20 protein-coding genes are annotated in these 16243 nt (G+C 65.9%); 14 read left to right on the top strand and 6 right to left on the bottom strand.

The genetic code is table 11. The features are described 5' to 3' along the window. The first annotated feature begins 68 nt into the window (after positions 1–68). The 4 genes from AC5ZH6_RS19100 to AC5ZH6_RS19085 all read left to right on the top strand — a co-directional run bounded on the left by AC5ZH6_RS19100 (position 69) and on the right by AC5ZH6_RS19085 (position 4358). A complete protein-coding gene (locus AC5ZH6_RS19100; protein ID WP_020170473.1) occupies positions 69–986 on the top strand; it encodes a carbohydrate ABC transporter permease in 918 nt (305 codons plus the stop codon). Next, positions 983–1903, top strand: a complete 921-nt coding sequence (locus AC5ZH6_RS19095; protein WP_006370401.1) for a carbohydrate ABC transporter permease — start codon at positions 983–985, stop codon at positions 1901–1903. Before AC5ZH6_RS19100 ends, AC5ZH6_RS19095 begins: the two co-directional genes overlap by 4 nt. Before the next feature lie 80 nt (positions 1904–1983). Further along, entirely contained in the window at positions 1984–3294 is a 1311-nt protein-coding gene (locus AC5ZH6_RS19090) for an ABC transporter substrate-binding protein (RefSeq protein WP_006370399.1), read from the top strand. Beyond that, complete coding sequence (locus AC5ZH6_RS19085; protein WP_006370398.1) at positions 3294–4358, top strand: ABC transporter ATP-binding protein; 1065 nt, start codon at positions 3294–3296, stop codon at positions 4356–4358. Before AC5ZH6_RS19090 ends, AC5ZH6_RS19085 begins: the two co-directional genes overlap by 1 nt. Before the next feature lie 34 nt (positions 4359–4392). Here the strand turns inward: AC5ZH6_RS19085 and fdhD are convergent, their stop codons facing one another. Next, complete coding sequence (gene fdhD / locus AC5ZH6_RS19080) at positions 4393–5235, bottom strand: formate dehydrogenase accessory sulfurtransferase FdhD (protein ID WP_014360941.1); 843 nt, start codon at positions 5233–5235, stop codon at positions 4393–4395. Between the two features lie 19 nt (positions 5236–5254). Then, complete coding sequence (gene dtd / locus AC5ZH6_RS19075) at positions 5255–5716, bottom strand: D-aminoacyl-tRNA deacylase (RefSeq protein ID WP_014360940.1); 462 nt, start codon at positions 5714–5716, stop codon at positions 5255–5257. Positions 5717–5823: 107 nt separating this feature from the next. On the opposite strand from dtd, the gene AC5ZH6_RS19070 reads away from it, so the two are divergent. Next, positions 5824–7650, top strand: a complete 1827-nt coding sequence (locus AC5ZH6_RS19070; protein ID WP_020170477.1) for a hypothetical protein — start codon at positions 5824–5826, stop codon at positions 7648–7650. 46 nt (positions 7651–7696) lie between these two features. On the opposite strand, the gene AC5ZH6_RS19065 is transcribed toward AC5ZH6_RS19070, so the two are convergent. Beyond that, the gene (locus AC5ZH6_RS19065) at positions 7697–8824 is read right to left on the bottom strand and encodes an EAL domain-containing protein (RefSeq protein WP_231386621.1); all 1128 of its coding nucleotides are present in this window, start codon (positions 8822–8824) and stop codon (positions 7697–7699) included. 61 nt (positions 8825–8885) lie between these two features. Beyond that, positions 8886–9065: a DUF1059 domain-containing protein gene (locus AC5ZH6_RS19060; RefSeq protein ID WP_014360937.1), complete on the bottom strand. Its 180-nt coding sequence runs from the start codon at positions 9063–9065 to the stop codon at positions 8886–8888. Positions 9066–9181: 116 nt separating this feature from the next. On the opposite strand from AC5ZH6_RS19060, the gene AC5ZH6_RS19055 reads away from it, so the two are divergent. Next, positions 9182–10048: an LLM class F420-dependent oxidoreductase gene (locus AC5ZH6_RS19055; RefSeq protein ID WP_020170478.1), complete on the top strand. Its 867-nt coding sequence runs from the start codon at positions 9182–9184 to the stop codon at positions 10046–10048. A gap of 33 nt (positions 10049–10081) precedes the next feature. Here AC5ZH6_RS19055 and AC5ZH6_RS19050 read toward each other — a convergent pair whose 3' ends face one another. Further along, on the bottom strand, positions 10082–10477 hold the full coding sequence (locus AC5ZH6_RS19050) for a phage holin family protein (protein ID WP_014360935.1): 396 nt from the start codon (positions 10475–10477) through the stop codon (positions 10082–10084). 318 nt (positions 10478–10795) lie between these two features. Here AC5ZH6_RS19050 and infA point away from each other — a divergent pair, with 318 nt between their 5' ends. The 8 genes from infA (at position 10796) to truA (ending at position 15561) form a co-directional block, all read left to right on the top strand. Continuing rightward, on the top strand, positions 10796–11017 hold the full coding sequence (gene infA / locus AC5ZH6_RS19045) for a translation initiation factor IF-1 (protein WP_005170487.1): 222 nt from the start codon (positions 10796–10798) through the stop codon (positions 11015–11017). Positions 11018–11110: 93 nt separating this feature from the next. Beyond that, positions 11111–11224 (top strand): 50S ribosomal protein L36, encoded by a 114-nt coding sequence (rpmJ, locus tag AC5ZH6_RS19040; protein WP_005207978.1) that lies wholly within the window; start codon positions 11111–11113, stop codon positions 11222–11224. Between the two features lie 195 nt (positions 11225–11419). Beyond that, a complete protein-coding gene (rpsM, locus tag AC5ZH6_RS19035; RefSeq protein WP_005170495.1) occupies positions 11420–11788 on the top strand; it encodes a 30S ribosomal protein S13 in 369 nt (122 codons plus the stop codon). Beyond that, positions 11788–12195 (top strand): 30S ribosomal protein S11, encoded by a 408-nt coding sequence (rpsK, locus tag AC5ZH6_RS19030; protein ID WP_005207980.1) that lies wholly within the window; start codon positions 11788–11790, stop codon positions 12193–12195. Before rpsM ends, rpsK begins: the two co-directional genes overlap by 1 nt. A 21-nt stretch (positions 12196–12216) precedes the next feature. Next, positions 12217–12822, top strand: a complete 606-nt coding sequence (gene rpsD, locus AC5ZH6_RS19025; protein WP_006370388.1) for a 30S ribosomal protein S4 — start codon at positions 12217–12219, stop codon at positions 12820–12822. 91 nt (positions 12823–12913) lie between these two features. Beyond that, positions 12914–13966, top strand: a complete 1053-nt coding sequence (locus tag AC5ZH6_RS19020; protein ID WP_006370387.1) for a DNA-directed RNA polymerase subunit alpha — start codon at positions 12914–12916, stop codon at positions 13964–13966. Positions 13967–14029: 63 nt separating this feature from the next. Beyond that, positions 14030–14659, top strand: coding sequence for a 50S ribosomal protein L17 (gene rplQ / locus AC5ZH6_RS19015; protein ID WP_006370386.1), 630 nt, complete (start codon positions 14030–14032; stop codon positions 14657–14659). 8 nt (positions 14660–14667) lie between these two features. Next, entirely contained in the window at positions 14668–15561 is an 894-nt protein-coding gene (truA, locus tag AC5ZH6_RS19010) for a tRNA pseudouridine(38-40) synthase TruA (protein WP_014360934.1), read from the top strand. Between the two features lie 6 nt (positions 15562–15567). Here the strand turns inward: truA and AC5ZH6_RS19005 are convergent, their stop codons facing one another. Then, the gene (locus AC5ZH6_RS19005) at positions 15568–16215 is read right to left on the bottom strand and encodes a TetR/AcrR family transcriptional regulator (RefSeq protein WP_014360933.1); all 648 of its coding nucleotides are present in this window, start codon (positions 16213–16215) and stop codon (positions 15568–15570) included. Positions 16216–16243 lie beyond the last annotated feature (28 nt).

Genomic DNA, 16243 nt, shown 5'->3' with positions numbered 1-16243 from the left:
ACGTATCGCTCACCGGCGCTCAACGCAGCCGTTCGCGTCCGGTCAGGTGCCGGCTGAATACTCGCCGGGTGCCATCGGTGAACGAACATGTGCTGCCCCGCGCGGGCCGGCGTCGGCCGTGGAAGTCCTATGCCCTGTTCCTTGCCATCGTGGGCCCCAATCTCGTTCTGCTGGCGGTGTTCACCTATCGGCCGCTGATCGAGAACATCCGGATGTCGTTCTACGACTGGAACATCTCCTCGCCCGGCTCGACGTTCATCGGCCTCGCGAACTATCGCGAATGGTTCACCCGTGAGGACACCGCGACCATCGTCGTGAACACGGTGGTGTTCACCGTCGTCGCGGTCGTCGGCAGCATGGCCCTCGGACTGGCGCTGGCGTTACTGCTCGATCGGCAGCTCAAGGGCCGAAACCTGGTGCGGTCGGTGGTTTTTGCCCCGTTCGTGCTGTCGGGCGCGGCGGTCGGCATCGCCTTCCAGTTCGTGTTCGACCCGAATTTCGGCCTGATCAACGACCTGATGCATCGGCTCGGACTGGGGTCGGCGCCGGACTTCTATCAGCAACCCCACTGGGCGCTGTTCATGATCACCGTCACCTACGTGTGGAAGAACCTCGGATACGCGTTCGTGATCTATCTCGCTGCGCTACAGGGTAAACGGGCAGATCTCGACGAGGCGGCAGCCGTCGACGGCGCCTCGGGCTGGACACATTTCCGCAAGGTGCTCCTGCCGCAGCTGCGTCCGACGACGTTCTTCCTTTCGATCACCGTGTTGCTCAACTCATTACAGGTCTTCGACATCATCAACGTGATGACCCGCGGTGGTCCCCTGGGTAACGGCACGACGACGATGGTCTACCAGGTCTACGAGGAGACCTTCCGCAACTTCCGCGCCGGGTACGGTGCGACCGTCGCCACCATCATGTTCCTGATCCTGCTCGTGGTCACCGTCGCCCAGGTACGGCTGATGGATCGGGGCGCACGATGACCTCGACCACGGACACACCGGTTGCGGACGCGCACCGACGCGGCGGGGCGATCGTCTCCGACGAGCGCGGACGGATTGCCGTACGTGCGCGCAGGCGTCGGCGGACGGTGCAGGTGCTGGGTTATCTCGCGATGCTCGTCGCGTTGGCCGTCGTCGTGGTGCCCCTGGCGTGGATCGTGTTGACCTCCTTCAAGGATCGATCCGAGATCTACGTACAGCCCGCGGTGTGGTGGCCCTCGACGTGGCATCCCGAGAACTACCGGGAGGCCACCACCTCGGTACCGTTCTGGCAGTTCCTGCGCAACTCGCTGATCGTCACGCTGATCCTCGGTGTCATCAAGTTCGTGCTCGGCGTGCTCAGCGCCTACGGTCTGGTCTTCTTGCGATTCCCGGGCAAGAACCTCGTGTTCCTGGTGATCATCGCGGCGCTGATGGTGCCCAATCAGATCACCGTCATCACCAACTACTCGCTGGTCGCCCAACTCGGTTTCCGCAACACCTTCGCCGGGATCATCGTGCCGCTGGCCGGGGTCGCGTTCGGAACCTTCTTGATGCGCAACCACTTTCTGTCGATCCCACCGGAGATCATCGAGGCCGCCCGCATGGACGGCGCCGGGCACATCCGGTTGCTCGTGCGTGTGGTGTTGCCGTTGTCGATTCCGACGATGGTGGCGTTCGCCCTCATCACCCTCGTCAACGAATGGAACGAATACCTGTGGCCGTTCTTGATGGCCGACGACTACAGCGTGGCGACACTGCCGGTGGGACTGACGCAGCTGCAGAACAACGACGGCGTCACCAACTGGGGACCGGTGATGGCCGCGACGGTCTTGGCGATGCTGCCGATGCTGATCGTCTTTCTCGCACTCCAACGCCACATGATCAAGGGCCTGACCTCCGGTGCGGTCAAGGGGTGATCGCGTACACCGTTGTGGCCCCACCTGTTTGACCATCCCGACCCACTCTCATCACTCATCACACATCCAGGAGAATGCGCATGACCGACTTGACCCGCCGTGGATTCCTCGGCGCCGGACTGACCGTGGCCGCTGCGGCCGCCCTCGCTGCATGTGCCGGCTCGGGTGGCGGCTCGAGCAATGACGGTGATCCCAACAACCTGACCTTCTGGTCGAACCATCCCGGCAAGTCGACCGACGTCGAGAAGGAACTCATCAAGCGGTTCGAGGCGGCCAACCCGGGCATCAAGGTGCAGTTGATCGATGCGGGAAAGAACTACGAGGAGGCGGCGCAGAAGTTCAACGCCGCACTGTCGGGCGGCGCACTGCCCGACATCATCATCCTCAGCGATGTGTGGTGGTTCAACTTCGCCCTGATCGGTGCGATCGCACCGCTCGACGACCTCTTCGGCAAGGCCGGCGTCGATCCGTCGGGCTACGTCGATTCCCTTGTCGGCGACTACAAGTGGAATAACAAGACGTGGGCGCTGCCGTACGCGCGGTCGACCCCGCTGTTCTACTACAACGCCGATGTGTGGAGCCAGGCCGGGCTGCCCGCCCGCGGTCCGGCGTCGTGGCAGGAGTTCGCCGAGTGGGGTCCGCGCATCCAGTCGGTGGTGGGCTCGGGCAAGTCGGCGCACGGGTGGGGCAACGCCGTGGACTACCTGGGCTGGACCTTCCAAGGACCCACCTGGACCTTCGGTGGCGCCTACTCCGACGACTGGACGATGACGTTCACCGACCCGAAAACCGTTGCCGCTGCGCAGTATCTGAGCGACACGATCAACAAGGACCGGTACGCGAAGATCTCCAACGACATCGCCGGTGATTTCAGCGCGGGACTCCTCGCCTCGACGGTCGCCTCCACCGGTGACCTCTCGGGTATCACCTCGGATGCGAAATTCCGGTTCTCGACGGCGTTCCTTCCGGCCCCGGACGGCACGATCGGTTGCCCGACCGGTGGTGCGGGACTGGCCATCCCGGCCCGCAATTCCGACGAGCGCAAGGTCAACGCGCTGAAGTTCATCGACTTCATCACCAACACCGACAACACGGCCTACTTCTCGCAGAACGTCGGTTACATGCCGGTGCGCAAGGCCGCGGTCACCGCGCCGTCGATGACCGCATTCCTGGACAAGAACCCGAACTTCCGGACCGCGATCGAACAACTGCCGAAGACCAAGCCGCAGAACTACGCTCGGGTGTTCATTCCCGGCGGCGACAAGATCATCGGTACCGGTTTCGAGAAGATCGGTCTGCAGAACGCCGACGTCGCCGCGACGATGGCCGATACGCAGAAGCAGATCGAGCAGATCTACACCACCCAGATCCAGCCGAAGCTGCCCAAGTAATGGCTTCGGTCACCTACGCCAAGGCCACCAAGCGATTCGGCGACGGTTCGCCCGCCGTCGACGCCCTTGACCTCGAGATCGCCGACGGCGAGTTCATGGTGCTCGTCGGCCCGTCGGGCTGTGGCAAGTCGACGAGCCTGCGCATGGTCGCCGGCCTCGAGTCGGTGGAATCGGGCGCCATCCTCATCGACGACGCCGACGTCGTCGGTCTGCCACCGAAGTCCCGTGACGTGGCGATGGTGTTCCAGAATTATGCGCTGTACCCGAACATGACGGTCGCCGACAACATGGGATTCGCGCTGCGCAACGCGGGGATGAGCAAGGCCGACACCGCCGCCCGGGTCAACGAGGTGGCGGCGATGCTCGAACTCGACGAACTGCTCGACCGCAAACCCGCGAAACTGTCCGGCGGGCAACGTCAACGGGTCGCGATGGGTCGGGCGATCGTCCGGCACCCCAAGGTGTTCTGCATGGATGAACCACTGTCGAATCTCGACGCGAAGCTGCGTGTGAGCACACGTGCGCAGATCGCCGCGTTGCAGCGCAAGCTGGACACCACCACGCTTTACGTCACCCATGATCAGGTCGAGGCGATGACCATGGGCGATCGGGTGGCGGTCCTCGATCGCGGTGTGCTGCAACAGGTCGGGACGCCGCGGGAGATCTATCGGCATCCGGCCAATGTCTTCGTCGCCGGTTTCATGGGCACGCCACAGATGTGTCTGATCGACGTCGAGGTGCACGACGGGCACGTCGATCTCGGTGGTGCCGACCTGCCGGCGCCGCGGGCGGTGCCGGGGAAGGCGGTGGTCGGGATGCGCGCCGAATCCTGGGAGCTGGTCGCGGCCGGGACACCGCGGTCGGTGACTGCACGGGTCGAACTGGTCGAAGAACTCGGCGCCGAGCAATTCGTCTACAGCGCAGCCGATCTGCCGGTGCGCGACGGGCGGGTGGTGGTGCGTGCCGATCACCGGCAGATGTTCACCGTCGGTGACGAGATCGGTCTGCTGCCCGTCGCCGACGAGGTTCACTGGTTCGACGGGCAGACGGGGGAGCGGGTGTGAGAGCGGCGGTGTCGGAAGCGGGGATGTGGGCGGCTCACCGGGCCGGTGATCCCAGGACGCGGTCGGGTCGGCTGTAGAGCACCAGGGAATCACCGCGCACGAACCCGGCCAGCGTCATCCCCTGCTGTTCGGCGAGGTCCGCGGCAAGAGAGGACGGAGCGGACACCGCCGAGAGCATCGGGATGCCGGCCATCGCCGCCTTCTGCACGAGCTCGAAGCTGGCCCGTCCCGAGACCTGGAGGACGGTGCCGCGCAACGGAAGTCGATCCTGGGTCAGGGCCCAGCCCACGACCTTGTCGACGGCGTTGTGACGTCCGATGTCCTCTCGGATCACCAGCATCTCGCCGGTGGTGCCGTCGAACAGACCTGCGGCATGAATGCCGCCGGTCCGGTCGAATGCCTTTTGTCCCTCACGGAGACGGTCGGGGAGTGCGAGGACGGTGTCGGTGTCGAGGGCCAGCGGGTCGTCGTCGACGGTGAAGCGCGACGCCGTCGCCACCGCGTCGATGCTGTCCTTGCCGCAGACTCCGCAGGCACTGCTCATCGTGAAGCGTCGGGCGGGTACGGCGTCGGGCGCACCGATCCCGTCGGCCAGGGTGAGGTCGAGAATGTTGTAGCTGTTGGGTTCGCCGGGGGCCCGGGCACCCGCACAGTAGCGGGCCGAGACCACGTCCTCGGCGCGGGCGATCAGCCCTTCCGACACCAGGAAGCCGGTCGCGAGCTCGACGTCGTGGCCGGGTGTGCGCATGGTGACGACCAGTGCCCGACCGCCGATCCGGATCTCCAGTGGTTCCTCGACGGCCAGCACGTCGGCGCGCGCCGTGGGTTCGCCGCGCCGGACGCGGATCACCCGGCGACGTGCGGTGATACGTCCCATGACCTCGAAGCTACCGGTGTCACGTCTCCACGATGATGGTGACCGGCCCATCGTTGACCAGGCGCACGCTCATGTGCGCGCCGAAACGCCCGGTGGCCACCGTCGCCCCTGCGGCCCGCAGGGCGTCGACGACCGCATCGACGAGGGGCTCGGCGACCGCCCCCGGCGCCGCCGCGTTCCATGAGGGGCGTCGACCCTTGGCGGTGTTGGCGTACAGCGTGAACTGGCTGATCACCAGGATCGGTGCGTCGACGTCGGCAGCCGACACCTCCGCCGGCGATCCGCCCGTGGCCTCGCCGTCGAGAATCCGCAGACGCCAGATCTTGTCGGCGAGCTTGGTGGCGTCGGCATCGGTGTCGTCGTGGGTGACGCCGATCATGGCCACCAAACCGTGGCCACCGGGTGTGATGTCGAGTTGTCCCACGACGTTCCCGTCGACGACGACCGAGGCCTCGGTGACCCGCTGGATGACAGCACGCATGGAGACCAGCCTGCCATCGCCGATGCTCTGCGGTCGACTGCGCCCCGGCCGACCTCACGCCACCAGTACCTGACGACGCCGACCGCTTGCCAGTACGCTGCCTCGTGATGGGTAAGCGATCGCGAGGCAAGAAAGATCCCAAGCGCAGGCATCTGCAGCCGGTGCGTTCGGCAACGGGCGGTGGACGCGGCGGTGGACCGCTGCCGGGGGCAGACGAGCAGCCGCTCATCCAGAGCATCCGCCTCGCGCTGCGGACCGGTGAACCGATCGACCTGCTGGTCACCCTCAGCACGCTGCTCGAGGCCACCGATCCCGAACCGCATCCGCTCGCCGATCGGGAGGATCGGGCCACGCGCGACACGCTGATCGAGTCGTTCGTGGAGATCTCCTTCGCCGAGACGACGGCCGCTCTGGCGGTTTTCCGGGAACTACTTGCCGATGAACTCGAGGCCGACGAGCTCCTCGCGGCGCGCATCACGCGCACGCTGGCCGGTCGTCGCCAACCCATGCCGACGTGGCTCGACACGTTCGGCGAGGCGCGCGTGGTCTCCGAGGTCTATGTCGTCGGCGACGAACTGAGCGACGGGGAGTCCTACATCTTCACGATCGGGTGGTCGCCGGCGTACGAGCTCTCGTTCCTGGTGTACGTCGACCACAACATGGGTTCGATCGTGAAGGATGCCTTCGTCGTTCCGGCGTCGGTGGAAGACTTGCTCGCGCATTTCCGGGAGAGCGCATCCTCGTCGATGACCACGGTGGTGTGCGATCCCGTCGACGCGGGTACCGCTCGCGCGACCCTCGAGGAGGCGATGAAGATCGGTCGGATGACCTTCCCGCCGGTCGAATCCGACTCGTGGCCGATGTGCCGTCCGCTGGTCGAGTGGGCGCTGCGGCTGTTACCTGAGGCCGGTGCTGCGCCGTCACCGCGCGAGTGGACCGACGCCGAGTACTCCGAACTCGCCGACGCGTTCTTCGCCTCGCCCCACGGTCGGCCCCTCGACGATGCCGAGAACCGTAGCGCTCTCGAACCGTTGATGTGGATGGCCGCACCGGATCCCATGCGGTGGAGCCCGGTGGTCGTCGAGATCATGTTGCTCGATCGCATCCCGCGCAAGATCATCGACGACGTCGAATCGCTTCAGCGGTACCCGGAGCTGATGCGCCGCTTCGTTCGCTACTGCCACGGTGAGCGCGGGATCAGCCGGGCCGCCACCGCCGACACCCTCGCCGCGATCGACGAATGCGAAGCAGAGTTCCGGGAGGAGATCCGGCGTGACCGGCCATCCAACGCCATAATGCTGGCGCAGCTCGCCCGGGCGTCGGCGCTCGGGGAGGATGCCTCGATCCTCGACGGGTTGTCCGATTGTCCACCGGGTTTCGATTCCAGTGGGTCATCTCTCGAAGAGTTCATTCTGCGCCAGTTGGACCAACGGGTCGGCGGACGCCCGACGCTGCTGAGCCTCGACGCCGAGCCGCTGCCCGACGAACCGTTCGACGTCACGGGAATTGCCGAGGACATCCTGCCCGTGGTCGAGGTGATCCGGCAGCGCTGCGATGCGAGCGCGGAGGTCTTCTTCGACGTCGAACACCGCACGGCCATGCGGCGATTGCTGGCCCGGGCGGCGCGCCGCGATCCTGCGATCTTTCGTCGGAAAGCGTCGACCGATCGGGCGGCGGCCGCCATCGGCTGGATCATCGGGCGCGCCAACGACACCCTCGGCGGGGATTTCCTGACGACGACCGTTGCCGAGTTTCTCGACTGGTTCGGCGTGAAAGGCAGTGTGTCGCAACGGGCCGAGCCGTTTCTGCGGGCCAACGGCGTGAATCCGCACGACAGCGGCCACATGATGGCACTGGGCACCCCGACGCTGCTGACCTCACAGATGCGGGCGTCGATCATCGAGCGGCGCGACGACACGCTCGCCGGTATGTAGCAGCTCCTCTCCCCGGCCGGCGAGATCTCGCCGCCGCAGGACCCACTCAGACCACGATCAGGGCCTCGATCAGCCGCTCGATCGGCACGACGCCGAGGAACGCTCCGGACATGTCGCAGCACGCGAGGGGATCGAACCGGGTCGGCCGCGGTCGTGTCATCGCACGCCGCAACGCTTCTCGCTGGTCGGTGGAGTCGAGGATCCGCAGCACGTCGCGCCGCTCGATCGTCGTCGGGTCGCTCTGTTGCGCCAGTTGTGTTGGGCGACCACCGGAGTCGAGCAGAATGACCAGCGGAAGAGTCGAACCGTCCGAGAGCGCGGTGCGCAGCGTGCCGTCGGGGGAGTCCAGAGGTGCGGTCAGGCAGGGGTGCGCGAGACGGGCCACCGTGGACTGCGGTGCCGCCGTCACCGTCGTGGCGAGGGTCGGGGCGAGGGTGCTCGGATCGAGGTCGAGAGAACCCATCTCGGGTGCGGGTCGCCCGAGGAGGTACCCCTGACCCAGGGGGACGCCGAGCTGCACCAACCGATGCAACTCGTCGCGCTGCTCGATCCCTTCGGCGACGACCCACGAATCCATCCGGCTGGTGAAACCGCCGAACATCTCGACGAGCGCGGCCTTGGCCTCGTCGTTGTGGAGGCCGGTGATCAATTCACGGTCGAGTTTCACGAAGTCCGGCCGGATGGCCAGGATCCGGTGCAGGCTTGCATATCCGGCGCCGACGTCGTCGACACCGATGAAACCGCCGCGGTCGCGTACCTGGGCCACCGCCCGGCCGACGACATCGTAATCGGAGACCGCGGAGTGTTCGGTGAGTTCGACGACCACCCGCGTCAGGTCGGTGTGCTGCAACAATTGCTGGATGGGCGCGGAGACGAGTGCCTCGGGCGCCACGTTGATCGTCAGAAAACAGTTGGCGGGCAAGTGCACTCGCGCGGCGAGTGCTTTCTCGACGACCATCGCTTCCAGCTCGATGGCCCGACCGATGCGTACCGCCGCCGCGAACCACCGGTCCGGGCTGGCCTGCAGGGGACCCGGAAAACGGCTGAGTGCCTCGTATCCGACGACACGCAGGCGTGCGATGTCGACGATGGGCTGATAGACCAATCGCGGTGCGCGGCCGGCGTCGAGCAACTCGGTGACGGCTGCATCCAGCTCGTCGATCGGCTCGCTCACCGCAGGGTGGTGCATCCCACCAATCGCTTTCCGCGTCCGCCGGTCTGCGCCCGTCGCCCGATCACTCGGATACGTCTGAGATCAACCGGCGGACCCGGTCGACGGTGGCGGCGGGCAGATCGTCGAGTCCGTGCACACCGGCGGCATGTTCGGCCACCTGCCGGAGCACGTCGGGTTCGTCTCTGCCGACGAAACGCGTATCGCAGTCGGGAATCACGGCCCCACACCAGAAACTCTTCACCAGGGAACTCCTTTCCGGTGAGTATTCGGAATGGTACCCCGCATCGGACGGGAGTCGGGCCGGCGGAAAGTCGGGGCGATCGGAATAGCCGTTCGCCGTCTGCGGTTGCGGAGGGCATGACTGACTCGGAGAACATGACTGACTCGGGGAAGACCGCGCACATCCAACGATTCGGACGGCACGGGGTATGGGGCTGGTTCGGCCGGTTCTCACCGGATGAGGCGCGCGAGATCGAACGTCTCGGGTACGGCACCATCTGGCTGGGCGGATCCCCGAAGCATCTCGGTCCGATCCGCAAGGTCCTCGACGCAACCGAGAACATCACGGTGGCCACCGGCATCGTCAACATCTGGAACACCGACGCCGCCGCGATCGCCGACGAATTCCACGAACTCGACCGGGACTTCCCGGGCCGCTTCTATCTCGGCATCGGTGCCGGCCACCCGGAGGCGACCGCCGAGTACAGGAAGCCGTACGAGGCGGTCGGGGAATATCTCGACGTCCTCGACGAGAAGAACGTGCCCACCGAGCGTCGTGTGCTGGCCGCGCTGGGGCCGAAGATGTTGCGCCTGTCCGCCGACCGCGCGCTCGGGGCGCACCCGTATCTGACACCTCCCGCACACACCGCGATCGCCCGCGAAACCCTGGGCGAGGACGTGTTGCTGGCTCCCGAGCACAAGGTGGTGCTCGACACCGACCCGCAGGCGGCGCGAGCCGTCGGACGCCCGCCGGTCGACCAGCCGTACCTGCACCTGCGCAACTACACGTCGAATCTGAAGCGACTCGGATGGACCGACGACGACATCGCCAACGGTGGCTCCGACGCCCTGATCGACGCGCTGGTCGCCCACGGCGATGCGGCCTCGATCCGCAAGCAGGTCGACGAGCACCTCGCCGCCGGTGCCGACCACGTCGCCATCCAGGTGCTCGGCGATGGTTCGCCGATCGACCAGTTGACGGCGATCATCTCTGCCGGGGCCTGACGTCGCCGGCCGGTGACACCGGGTGGAGGAGGGTTAGCGGACGGGCTCCTTGAGCACCATCGAGATCAGCCAGCTCACCACCGAGATGACCAGTGCGCCGAGTACCGCCGACCAGAAGAAGTGATCCACCTGCAGGCCCCACGTGGTGGTGTTGTGGGTGATCCATGAGGTGATCTCGAGCATGAACGCATTGATCACGATGTGGATCAGGCCGAGGGTGAGGATGTAGAGCGGGATCGCGAAGATCTGCACGATCGGTTTGATGAACGCGTTGATCACGCCGAAGATCAGCGCGACCAACACGACGATCCCCAGTTTGACGCCGAAGCCCGCATTGTCGGGGAACACGAAGTCCAGGCCGGGCACGATCAGTGTCGCCACCCACAGGGCGACGCCGCTGAGAGCGCTCTGGATCAAGAAGGCACGCATGGCAAATAGTGTGCCATCGTCGGCGCGAGATGCCGGATTCGTGCGGCCATGGTTCCGGGTTTCTCGACGGTTTGGAGTGTTCCCGCAGTTCGCGTAGCATAGGACGGCGGTGCGCAAAGCGTGCCGGCATTCGTGTGTCCACCGTAGGAGTCTCTCCGCAGGTGGTTGCACGGGCCGGGGCGTGAGGTATCGAGTTCCGGTCAGCACCGGAACGGGCACCTGGTGACGCTGTCCCGGGGTGCCCACACAGTAACGGATCGGAACGAATTCAACCGGGTTACGCGCCTGATGAGGGCGCGCGACAGGATCGCGGAGGACATGGCGAAGAAAGACGGGGCCATCGAGGTCGAGGGTCGGGTGATCGAACCCCTGCCGAATGCGATGTTTCGCATCGAGCTGGAGAACGGTCACAAGGTGCTCGCCCACATCAGCGGCAAGATGCGGCAGCACTACATCCGCATCCTGCCCGAGGACCGGGTCGTCGTGGAACTTTCGCCCTACGACCTCGGTCGTGGGCGCATCGTCTACCGCTACAAGTAAGACCTCCCGGGCCGGGGCGGCCCGGGGTAACCACACCCGCCATCGGTGCGGCCATCGGCCGTGCCCGGCGGGCGAGTAACAGGAGAGATTGACGTGAAGGTTCAGCCGAGCGTCAAGCCGATCTGTGAGAAGTGCAAGGTGATCCGCCGTAACGGTCGGGTCATGGTGATCTGCGAGAACCTGCGTCACAAGCAGCGTCAGGGCTGATCATCACTCGCCACCCTCCGGGTCGCTTGAGAGACAACTGAATACACCAGAAGAGCTGAACAGGATTTGTGAAGCCCTCTTGGCACCAGCGTCGACACACGGGTCGGCGCCCACCTCCGGTTCAGAGGCCGGAGCCCGGCAAGAGTCCGGGACGGACCAGGAGCAGACCTCTGAGAAGTGAAGGAATCCCGCCACATGGCACGTGTTGCTGGTGTGGATCTCCCCCGCGAGAAGCGGCTGGAGATCGCACTGACCTACATCTATGGAGTTGGGCGTACCACCTCCAAGGAGATCCTGGCCGGAACCGGGCTCAGCCCGGACCTGCGCGCCAAGGATCTCACCGACGCAGACGTCGCGAAGCTGCGTGAATACATCGAAGCCTCGGTGAAGGTCGAGGGTGACCTGCGCCGCGAGGTCCAGGCCGACATCCGTCGCAAGATCGAGATCGGCTGCTACCAGGGTCTGCGTCACCGTCGTGGCCTGCCCGTCCGTGGACAGCGCACCAAGACCAATGCCCGTACTCGCAAGGGCCCGAAGAAGACCATCGCCGGGAAGAAGAAGTAATGCCTCCTAAGTCACGAAGCGCAGGCCCGAAGAAGGGCGCACGCCGTCGCGATAAGAAGAACGTCCCGCACGGCAACGCACACATCAAGTCGACGTTCAACAACACCATCGTGTCGATCACCGACCCCAACGGCAACGTCATCAGCTGGGCGTCGTCGGGCCACGTCGGGTTCAAGGGCTCGCGCAAGAGCACCCCGTTCGCGGCTCAGCTCGCGGCCGAGAACGCCGCGCGCAAGGCCCAGGAGCACGGCGTCAAGAAGGTCGACGTGTTCGTCAAGGGACCGGGTTCGGGTCGCGAGACCGCGATCCGATCGCTGCAGGCCGCCGGCCTCGAGGTCGGCACCATCTCCGATGTCACCCCGCAGCCGCACAACGGTTGCCGTCCGCCCAAGCGGCGTCGGGTCTAGCGGGAAAGGAAAGAATAGACAATGGCTCGTTATACCGGCCCCGCCACAAAGAAGTCCCGTCGTCTTCGCGTCGACCTCATCGGAGGCGACCAGGCGTTCGAGCGTCGCCCCTATCCGCCCGGCCAGCACGGCCGTTCGCGGATCAAGGAGAGCGAATACCTCCTGCAGCTGCAGGAGAAGCAGAAGGCTCGCTTCACCTACGGCGTGCTCGAGAAGCAGTTCCGTCGCTACTACGAGGAAGCCAACCGTCGTACCGGTAAGACCGGTGACGAGTTGCTCAAGCTCCTCGAGACCCGCCTGGACAACGTCGTCTACCGTGCCGGCATCGCCCGCACGCGTCGTCAGGCCCGGCAGATGGTCAGCCACGGCCACTTCACCGTCAACGGTGTGAAGGTCGATGTGCCCAGCTACCGCGTCAGCCAGTACGACATCATCGACGTCCGGCCGAAGTCGCTGCAGACCACTCCGTTCCAGATCGCCAAGGAGCTCGTCGGCGATCGTCCGGTCCCGGGTTGGCTGCAGGTGGTTCCCTCGACCCTGCGCATCCTCGTGCACAACGTGCCCGAGCGCGCCCAGATCGAGGTCCCGCTGCAGGAACAGCTCATCGTCGAGTTCTACAGCAAGTAGTCCGTCGAATCAGTAATTGCCAAGCAGCACAAGCTGTTCGGTTCACTTCTAGGCCGTCATATAGCGGTCGGCCACAAGGAGAAATCTCAGAATGCTCATCTCACAGCGACCCACCCTGACCGAGGAGATCCTCGCCGACAACCGGTCGAAGTTCGTCATCGAACCGCTCGAGCCCGGCTTCGGCTACACCCTCGGCAACTCGCTGCGTCGTACCCTGCTCAGCTCGATCCCGGGTGCTGCGATCACCAGCATCCGCATCGACGGTGTGCTCCACGAGTTCACCACCGTCCCCGGGGTGAAGGAAGACGTCACCGACATCATCCTGAACCTCAAGGGCCTCGTGGTCAGCTCCGAAGAGGACGAGCCGGTCACGATGTACGTGCGCAAGCAGGGTCCGGGCACCGTCACCGGCGCCGACATCGTCCCCCCGGCCGGTGTCACCGTGCACAACCCCGATCTGCACATCGCCACCCTGAACGACAAGGGCAAGCTCGAGATCGAGCTCGTCGTCGAGCGGGGCCGCGGATACGTGCCGGCCGTGCAGAACAAGGCGTCGGGTGCCGAGATCGGCCGCATCCCGGTCGACTCGATCTACTCGCCGGTGCTCAAGGTCACCTACAAGGTCGAGGCCACCCGTGTCGAGCAGCGCACCGACTTCGATCGGCTCGTGCTCGATGTGGAGACCAAGAACTCGATCAGCGCGCGTGATGCGTTGGCGTCGGCGGGCAAGACCCTGGTGGAGCTGTTCGGGCTCGCCCGGGAGCTCAACGTCGAGGCCGAGGGCATCGAGATCGGGCCGAGCCCGGCCGAGGCCGATCACATCGCCTCGTTCAGCCTGCCGATCGAGGATCTCGACCTGACCGTCCGGTCCTACAACTGCCTCAAGCGCGAGGGTGTACACACCGTCGGTGAGCTCGTGGCACGGACCGAGTCGGATCTGCTCGACATCCGCAACTTCGGGCAGAAGTCGATCGACGAGGTGAAGGTGAAGCTGCACGCCCTGGGTCTGGCTCTCAAGGACAGCCCGGCGAGCTTCGATCCGTCGCAGGTGGCCGGTTACGACCCGGCGACCGGAACGTGGTCGGACGACGTGTCGTTCGACGGTGACTCCGGTGAGGATTTCGCAGAGACCGAGCAGCTGTAGCCGCTGCACGCCAACCCTGACTTCCCCCATTCAGCGATGGGGGAGTCCGTCTAGGAGAAGACAATGCCCAAGCCCACCAAGGGTGCCCGCCTCGGCGGGTCGGCGAGCCACCAGAAGGCGATCCTGGCGAACCTCGCCACCTCGCTCTTCGAGCACGGCCGCATCACCACCACCGAGGCCAAGGCCAAGCGCCTGCGGCCGTACGCGGAGAAGCTGATCACCCACGCCAAGGCCGGCAAGCTGGCCAACCGTCGTGAGGTGCTCAAGGTGATCCGCGACAAGGACATCGTGCATGTCCTGTTCGAAGAGATCGGTCCGAGCTTTGCCGATCGCAACGGCGGCTACACCCGCATCATCAAGACGCTGCCGCGCAAGGGTGACAACGCCCCGATGGCCGTGATCGAACTCGTCACCGGGTCGACCGCGTCCAGCGAGGCCGACCGCGCCACCCGCGTCGCCGCGTCCCGCAAGGCCGCCGAGGCCAAGCTCGACGAGACCGAGGCCGCGGTTGCCGAGCCTGCGGGCGACAACGTCGTCGAGGCCGTGGAGGCCGACGCCGACGACGCCGCGAAGGCCAACGCCGAGGCTGTGGCCGAGGCCGTCGACGACGAGTCGACCGCCGCGACCGCCGTCGAGGCAGACGAGCAGGGTGCCGACGTCGACAGCTCGACCGAGAAGAAGTCGGACGACTGAGCCGGACAGTGCCGCACGAACCCGCCGCCACCGATTCCGGGGGCGGCGGGTTCGTTCGTCTGCGCTTCGACATCGGTTATGACGGAACCGATTTCGCCGGCTGGGCACGTCAGGTCGGGCAGCGCAGCGTGTGCGGGGTACTCGAGGACACCCTCGCCACGGTGCTACGCGTACCGATCCGCCTGACCGTCGCCGGACGCACCGACGCGGGCGTGCACGCGACCGGTCAGGTCTGTCACGCCGACATCCCGGCCTCGGCGCTGGAAACGCGCAGTCTGGCCGGCGGTCCTGCGTTGCTCGTCGGTCGGCTGGCCAAGATGCTGCCCGACGATGTGCGCGTCAAGGCCGTCACCCCGGTGAGCGAACACTTCGACGCCCGGTTCTCGGCGCTGCGTCGCCACTACCGGTATCGGCTCACCGATGCGGTCTTCGGTGCCGAACCCACCCGGGCGCGGACCACCGCGACGTGGCGTCGCCCACTCGACGTCGAGGCGATGAACGCAGCGTCCTCGACGCTGCTGGGGCTCAACGATTTCGCGGCCTTCTGCCGTCGCCGGGAAGGCGCCACCACGGTCCGCGATCTCCAACGCTTCGCGTGGCGCCGTGACGACGAGGGGGTGCTGATCGGCGGGGTGAGCGCCGATGCGTTCTGCTGGTCGATGGTGCGCTCGCTCGTCGGTGCGGTCGCCTGCGTCGGCGACGGCCGTCGCGATGTCGAATGGTGCCGTGGGTTGTTGGCGCAGCGCGCGCGCAGCAGCGAGGTCCCGGTCGCCCAGGCGCGTGGTCTCTGTCTGGTGGGTGTCGACTACCCGGCGGCCGACGAGTTGTCCGCGCGCAACGCCGTCACGCGTGATGTCCGCGACGCGGTGCCGCCGGTTTCCGGCGGATGCTGCGGGGATTGAGGCCGTTCAGTCCGGGGTGGACGTGTCGGTGAGATAGGCGACGATCATGTCGCCGATCATGCGTCGTTGATGGACGCGTTGGTCGGTGGCGGCGAGATCGCGGTCGAACAGGGTCTTCCATGAGAACCGGTTGGCCACCCGGAAGAAGCAGAAACTGCTGATCGCGAGATGGACGTCGAGGGCATCGACGTCGGTGCGGAACACCCCTTTCTCACGACCCGACTCGAGGATTCGCGACAGCACGTCGAGCGCCGGATTACCCAGCCGCCCAACGCCTGCCGCATGTTTGAGGTGCGCCGCCCGCAGGATGTTCTCACCCGCGACGATGCGGATGAAGTCGGGGTTGCGGTCGTGATGGTCGAAGGTGATCTCGGCGACGTGGCGCAACGCGGCAACCGGGTCGTCGGCGATGTGGGTGACCTTCTGCTCGAGGCGCCGGATACGTCCGTAGGACGCCTCGAGGACGGCTTGGTACAGACCGTCCTTGTCGCCGTAGTAGTAGTAGATCATCCGCTTGGTGGTGTGGGTCTTGGCGGCGATCTCGTCGACCCGCGCACCCGCAAACCCCTTGTCGGCGAACTCTTTCGTCGCGACCTTCACGATGTCGGCCTTGGTGCGTTCGCTGTCGCGGCGTCGGGGTGCGGGATCGGTCACGCCATGAACTCTATCGTTCGTTCACTGT

Source organism: Gordonia sp. YC-XJ4, from assembly GCF_059511865.1.
Note: the sequence above shows the minus strand (reverse complement) of the source record. Positions and strands in the feature narration are given on the sequence as shown.

Bases quoted from the DNA above. Each gene is read 5' to 3' on its own strand.
- AC5ZH6_RS19095 (WP_006370401.1), top strand. From the start codon at position 983: ATGACCTCGACCACGGACACACCGGTTGCGGACGCGCACCGACGCGGC.
- AC5ZH6_RS19090 (WP_006370399.1), top strand. From the start codon at position 1,984: ATGACCGACTTGACCCGCCGTGGATTCCTCGGCGCCGGACTGACCGTG.
- AC5ZH6_RS19085 (WP_006370398.1), top strand. From the start codon at position 3,294: ATGGCTTCGGTCACCTACGCCAAGGCCACCAAGCGATTCGGCGACGGT.
- fdhD (WP_014360941.1), bottom strand. From the start codon at position 5,235: ATGGGACGTATCACCGCACGTCGCCGGGTGATCCGCGTCCGGCGCGGC.
- dtd (WP_014360940.1), bottom strand. From the start codon at position 5,716: ATGCGTGCTGTCATCCAGCGGGTCACCGAGGCCTCGGTCGTCGTCGAC.
- AC5ZH6_RS19070 (WP_020170477.1), top strand. From the start codon at position 5,824: ATGGGTAAGCGATCGCGAGGCAAGAAAGATCCCAAGCGCAGGCATCTG.
- AC5ZH6_RS19055 (WP_020170478.1), top strand. From the start codon at position 9,182: ATGACTGACTCGGAGAACATGACTGACTCGGGGAAGACCGCGCACATC.
- AC5ZH6_RS19050 (WP_014360935.1), bottom strand. From the start codon at position 10,477: ATGCGTGCCTTCTTGATCCAGAGCGCTCTCAGCGGCGTCGCCCTGTGG.
- infA (WP_005170487.1), top strand. From the start codon at position 10,796: ATGGCGAAGAAAGACGGGGCCATCGAGGTCGAGGGTCGGGTGATCGAA.
- rpsM (WP_005170495.1), top strand. From the start codon at position 11,420: ATGGCACGTGTTGCTGGTGTGGATCTCCCCCGCGAGAAGCGGCTGGAG.
- rpsK (WP_005207980.1), top strand. From the start codon at position 11,788: ATGCCTCCTAAGTCACGAAGCGCAGGCCCGAAGAAGGGCGCACGCCGT.
- rpsD (WP_006370388.1), top strand. From the start codon at position 12,217: ATGGCTCGTTATACCGGCCCCGCCACAAAGAAGTCCCGTCGTCTTCGC.
- AC5ZH6_RS19020 (WP_006370387.1), top strand. From the start codon at position 12,914: ATGCTCATCTCACAGCGACCCACCCTGACCGAGGAGATCCTCGCCGAC.
- rplQ (WP_006370386.1), top strand. From the start codon at position 14,030: ATGCCCAAGCCCACCAAGGGTGCCCGCCTCGGCGGGTCGGCGAGCCAC.